At 55.8% G+C, this 5,907-nt stretch carries 3 protein-coding genes; all 3 read right to left on the reverse strand.

Translation table 11 applies throughout. From position 1 onward, the window contains the following. Positions 1–2 precede the first annotated feature (2 nt). Genes pgmB through RW092_RS08385 form a run of 3 tightly spaced genes read right to left on the reverse strand, consistent with a single transcriptional unit; the run spans position 3 to position 5,366 of the window. A complete protein-coding gene (pgmB, locus tag RW092_RS08375; protein WP_016313525.1) occupies positions 3–635 on the reverse strand; it encodes a beta-phosphoglucomutase in 633 nt (210 codons plus the stop codon). Between the two features lie 49 nt (positions 636–684). After that, positions 685–3,051: a glycoside hydrolase family 65 protein gene (locus RW092_RS08380; RefSeq protein ID WP_316009973.1), complete on the reverse strand. Its 2,367-nt coding sequence runs from the start codon at positions 3,049–3,051 to the stop codon at positions 685–687. Beyond that, a complete protein-coding gene (locus RW092_RS08385) occupies positions 3,048–5,366 on the reverse strand; it encodes a glycoside hydrolase family 65 protein (RefSeq protein WP_316009974.1) in 2,319 nt (772 codons plus the stop codon). Before RW092_RS08385 ends, RW092_RS08380 begins: the two co-directional genes overlap by 4 nt. Positions 5,367–5,907 lie beyond the last annotated feature (541 nt).

Consider the following 5,907-nt stretch of genomic DNA (forward strand, 5'->3'; position numbering starts at 1 on the left):
CATTACACCAGTTCATGCAACCCGCTGACGACAAGGTCGGCCTCAGCCAGGATGTCCGGGCTGCCGATGCCAACGACGCGGCAGCCGGCGGCTTTGCCCGCCTGCACGCCCGCCTCCGCGTCCTCAAACACGACGCAATCAGACGGCGGCAACGCCAGCGCGGTGCAGGCCGCGAGGAACACCTCCGGGTCCGGCTTCGCCTTGGACACCTTGGTGCCGTCGATCACCGCGTCGAACAGCTCCGCGATGCCGAGCCGGGATAAAATGAACCCGGCGTTTTTGCTCGCCGACCCCAGCGCGACCTTGACGCCCCGCTCGCGCAGCTGCAGCAAATACTCCTTCGCCCCCGGCAAAATTTCCGAAGGCTCCAGCTTCGAAATATACTCAACATATTCGCGATTCTTCTCGGCTGCCATCTTCTCGCGTTCTTCCTCCGTGGCTTCCACGCCGCCCACCTCGAGCAGAATGCGCAGCGATTCCATGCGGCTGACGCCCTTCAGCCGCTCATTGTCGGCTTCGGTAAACTCGAAGCCTAACCGGTGCGCCAACGCCCGCCAGGCGAGATAGTGGTATTTGGCCGTATCCACGATCACGCCGTCGAGGTCGAAGATCGCACCGTTCATCGTTTCTAACATGATGGATTCTCCTTTAATCTCTTAGGGTAGCTTCCAAATGGCTCTTTTTCTACGCGATGTGAACTTCGTGGCCCGGCGCCACCGTCAGCTCTCGGCCTCCCACGATAAACCGCAGTGCAGCCGGATTATCGCGAGGTGCCGTGATGGTCACCCCTTCCCGGCTGACCCGGATCCGATAAGAACCGCCGCCTAAGCGTACCGGGAATTCGATTGCCTGCCAGGCCGACGGCAACGCCGGTCGAAGCACCGCCTTGTCCCCGTCATACCGCAAGCCGGCAAATCCCAACACTGCCGCCATCCATGCCCCGCCATTCGCCGCGGGATGCGTCCCGCCAATGTATAAGTCACCGACGTATTGCTTAGAATCACCGGTTAAGTCAATCGTCGCCGTCCGCATAAAGTAAGGGTAACCCCAATCCGGTGATCCCGTATCCGCCGCCACCAGCGCATAAATGCAGGCGCTGAGACTCGATCCATGCTCGGTGCGCGGCTCGTAGTATGCCCAGTTCGCTTGTTTAACGGCTGGATCGTAATCGTCCTTAAACAGGTGCAGCATCAACACGACATCGGCTTGCTTAAGAATTTGCGTTGTCGTCGCAAGTCCGTTCCCTCCGCCGAGATATTCGTGAGGATGCAGCATGAGCGACTTCAGCTGTGTGAGCGTAACATCCTCCAGCGTATAATAGCGATCAAACTGCTCAATCAAGCGGCTTTGAGTATCCGGCTCGGGAACGTACAACCGTTCATACATGTCGCGGATATGCTCCGGCTGTATAGGGCTGTCTGCCAGCAGCTGCTCATAACGCTCAACGTTACCCCGCTTCAAAATCTCCATCGCATCCAAAGCGATACGCAGGCACTCCTTCACCATCCGGTTCGTGAACGCGTTGTTATTCACCCGCTCATGATATTCGTCCGGCCCCGTCACGTCGAGAATTTCGTAGCGCTGCTTCCGAGGATTGAAATATCCATACGAATAAAAGAACTTCGCACACTCCCACGCAACCTCTGCGCCGCCATCTAACAGCAGACGGTCATCACCGGTAAACGCGTAAACCTGCCAGATTCCGTATGCTACGTCTGCGCTGATATGCACCTGCTTATCACGGAAATAGGTTCGCATCGGACGGCCGGTGAACACGTCATTGACGTTAAACAAGGTGCAGGCGTCGTCCCCTGTTTCTTGGCTCTCCCAGGCATAAAAGGCACCTTCATAGCCGTACTCGGCTGCTTTGCGCTTCGCCCCGGCCAGTGTATGCACCCGATACATCATCAGATTCCGCGCCACCTCGGGCTGGGTATACAGGAAGAACGGCAGCATAAACATCTCCGTATCCCAGAACACCGCACCCTTGTACACCTGGCCGGACAACCCCCGGGCCGGAATAGACACTTTCTCCGAGCGATCTGGTGCGATGATATGCAGCTGATACATGCTATAGCGCAAGGCCAGCTGGGCTTCCTCATCGCCTTCAACGAGGATGTCGGAGGCGCTCCACTTGCGCTCCCAATATTCAGCGTGCTCGCTCAGCAGCTGATCATATCCAAGCTGCCCCGCTTCCCGGGCCCACTGGATCGCAGCCGCTCGAACCTCGTCAGCCGTTTCCCCTTCCAGGCCGGCCGCCACGGCGACAGTTTTCTCAAGCACGACCGGCTCCCCAGCCCGGCAATGCACATGAAACCGGCGGCGGATAGATAGATCCTTCCGTAAAACTTCATGCTCCCCGCCGCTCGCCACCTCTGCCGCTTCCGCTACGGTGATCGGCAAGCCAAGCTCCTGCGTCGAAGCGCTAAGCGATACGACTTCCCAAGCCGCACCGCCCTCTGCCCCGTCCACATCGCTCTCCATCCGCACAAGATGCGGACCATTAATGTCCCATACGTCACCGTTAATGCCGGTGACAATCGTCAGTTCGCCATCACGGCTACTCTCTACGGTGAACCGGTATACGATCAGTTCTGTGCGCGCCGCACTGCAGAACCGCTCCGCAGTGATCGCGACCTCCCCACCATCCGCGGTGCGGAACACCGACCGTCGGCGGTGCACCGCCTGACGCAGGTCCAGCGACTGCTCATGGCTCACAAGCTCTACTCGGCTGTGATCAAGCTCTCTGCCTACATTTACGCTGTTCACCGCTTTGTCTCCTGCAGCCACATTTCCGGCCTCCAACACGCTTAGCCGTGCGCCGTTCCAATAAACATGGGTATCCAGCCCGTTAGGGGCATTCACCGGTTCGCGCCACTTGCCCTCCACTTGGTCGTACAGACCAGCGACGATCGTTGCAGTCAGCTCCTTTTTGCCAAACTCCTCCAATGTCCCCCGGTATCCGAGAACCCCGTTCCCGATCATAAACTTGTTGCCGTGATGTGCGATTCGTTCCGGGTCAAACCCGCTTTCACGAATGATCCAGCTCATTGAACGACCGCCTTTCGCAACGGCAACTGAATCCCGGCTTCATCGATGCTCACCAGGTTGCCGTACACCTGAACTTCCGCCACGCCGCCGGACTTTGCACGGATGCTGACCTGGTTCTGATCCACTTCAACTTGCAGCTTCGTGCCGCGATACGTCACCATAAAGCGATAGCTCTCCCAGCGTTCAGGGATGCTTGGATTCAACGCAAGCAGCTCCCCATCGGACCGCATCCCGCCGAAACCGTACACGATGTTCATCCAAGCGGCAGCGATCGACGTGGTATGAAGACCTTCCCGCGTATTGCGGTTGTAGTTGTCCAGATCTAACCGGGTCGCAAATTCGAAGAACTTATACGCCTCATCCGAACGTCCGATTTCCGCCGCCAAAATCGAGTGGATCGACGGCGACAACGACGATTCGTGGATACAGCGCGGCTCGTAATAATCGTAGTTGGTGCGCTTCTCCTCGAGCGAATATTCGCTGCTGTACAGGAACATGAACATCAACACATCCGGTTGCTTAATCATGTCGTAGCGGTATAAACGGTCATACGACCAATGCGAATACAGCGGGAACTCCGTGACCGGGATCGAATGGATGTCCAGATGCGGCAGGTCAAAAAAGCCATCATGCTCTTCAAAAATTCCCGTCCGTTCATCCCGCGGAATTTTCATATGCTGCGCTTTGTTTTGCCAATCCTGCTGTTCTTCCTCCGTCAGGCCAAGGCGGGCTGCCAGCTTGTCATAAGCAGCGGAAGCCTCATTCCGCATCGCTTCCAGCACCTCCAGTGTATACTCGAACAGCTTCTTGGCCATCAGGTTGATATAACAGTTGTTGTTTACCATCAGCTGGAACTCATCCGGGCCCATGACGCCGAAATAGCCGTATTTGCCCGACTGCTGTCCCCACTGACCGCGTGACGCATAAAAACGGCTGATCTGAATCAGCATTTCCGCACCTTTTTCATACAAAAACGACTTATCGCCCGTCATCTTCACATAATGGCGCAACCCGTACGCAACCGCCGTGCCGACATGCAGCTGCAGATTCGAGTGTTGCCACAGATCGCAGCTTTCCGTTCCGTCGATGGTCGCAATCGGATAAAACGCTCCTTCACAGTCCAACTCCTTGGCCCGCTTCAGCGCCTCAGGGAGCGTCCGGTAACGGAACTCAAGCAAGCTCCGCGCTGCCTTCGGATTGTTGAAAATATAAAACGGCAAGCAATACGACTCCGTATCCCAGAAAGCCAGCCCGCGATACGCCTCGCCGGTCAGCCCCTTCGCCCCGATGTTAAAGCCGGGGTTATCCCCATGGTAAGTCTGATACAGCTGAAAAATGCAAAAGCGAATTCCCTGCTGATTCTCCGGATCACCTTCGATGACAATATCCGATTCCACCCATACCTGATCCCAGTATGCCCGCTGGTCGGCCGCCGCCGCATCAAATCCAGCCTGTGTGAGTTGCGCTGTCAGCTCGATCCCTCGCAGCCAAAGGTCATTATCCTGGGTGGAGCGATCTTTATCAGCCACGTTCACCACCAGTTTATCCAGCGTGCTGCGCTTGCCTTGCTCCAGCGTCAAAGTCAGAACCCGGCCGATGTAGCTGTCTTCCTGCACCAACTCGTCCGTAACCGCGTCCGGTGCAACGACATGAAACCCGGAAAACAACCGGTTCCCCGTGTTCACTGTCTCCCCTAGAATTGCTGCGATCGGGGTTCCATCGCTCGCCTTGGCTTCATCTTGCTTCAGTTCCTTCCAGTAACACCGTTGCTGATCCTCATGGATCACCTTCAGGTTCAGGCCGGTTTGCACCTGGATTGAACCAGAGAAGTTGAGCGGCGTCAATGTGATTCGCTGTGCCCCGAGATGAGACACCTTCATGCTGACGAAGCGTTCAAATGTGAGCTGAACATCTTTCCCGCTGGCAGTATGCCACACGAACTCCCGAGAATAGATGCCCGTGCGGAAATCCAACTCCCGCCGAAAGCCGCTGAACCGGCTCTCCACTAGATCCAGCGTTTCTCCGTCCAACGTAATCCGCGTATGCAACCAATCCACTGCGTTTACCATAAAGCGCAACGATTTGATAATTCCCTTGTAATGAGCTGTCACCGGGCTCTCCTCAAACAATCCATTGAAATAGCTGCCCAGCAACGTATCACCGCTATATCCTTCCTCCGGGTAGCCTCGGACCCCCATATATTCATTCCCCAGTGAAAAAATCGACTCGCTGACCCGGTTACGCCCCGGATCAAAACCTACCTCCACGACCTTCCAAGGGTCGACCTGTAAATATTTGTCCGCGATTTTCGGCATGTTCCGCCATCTCCTTCTATGTGTATCCATAAGTTAAACCTCTCCCACTTAGCTTAGCGGAACGCCCGTTGCGGCCAAATGTCCAGGACTAAGGAGCTTATGTGCAATCGTACGGATTTGGCATCCTGGCGTCCAAACCGCCGTAGCCCCTAGGAACCTCCCTTTCCCCCTCTTTTCCACGAATATCCCTTTCGCTCAGCCACCTTTTTTCATGATTATCCCCTTCATTCAGACCCCACCCTTTTGCACCTTTATCCCTTTTATTCATGACCTGCCCCTTTACATCTGTATCCCTTTGTGTCAGGTCCTGCTGACCTTCTGCATCATTATCCCGTTCATTCAGGCCTCTCTTATGGCTTTATCTTCCCTTTTATTCAGTCGCCGCTTTATTCACTCGTCCCTCTTCTTCAACTCCCCCCCTGACTCATCGGGATAATGTCGAGAAGAACCGGACGCCATATATCCCGCCGAGCTTGCGGCCCCGCAACATAAGAAAAACGCCTGGCGGCGTCCTTTTAAGTTCGTTCAACTGAGTTCATAC

Source organism: Paenibacillus sp. 3LSP, from assembly GCF_032465655.1.
Classification (GTDB): Bacteria; Bacillota; Bacilli; order Paenibacillales; family Paenibacillaceae; genus Fontibacillus; species Fontibacillus barengoltzii.

Bases quoted from the DNA above. Each gene is read 5' to 3' on its own strand.
- pgmB (WP_016313525.1), bottom strand. From the start codon at position 635: ATGTTAGAAACGATGAACGGTGCGATCTTCGACCTCGACGGCGTGATC.
- RW092_RS08380 (WP_316009973.1), bottom strand. From the start codon at position 3,051: ATGAGCTGGATCATTCGTGAAAGCGGGTTTGACCCGGAACGAATCGCA.
- RW092_RS08385 (WP_316009974.1), bottom strand. From the start codon at position 5,366: ATGCCGAAAATCGCGGACAAATATTTACAGGTCGACCCTTGGAAGGTC.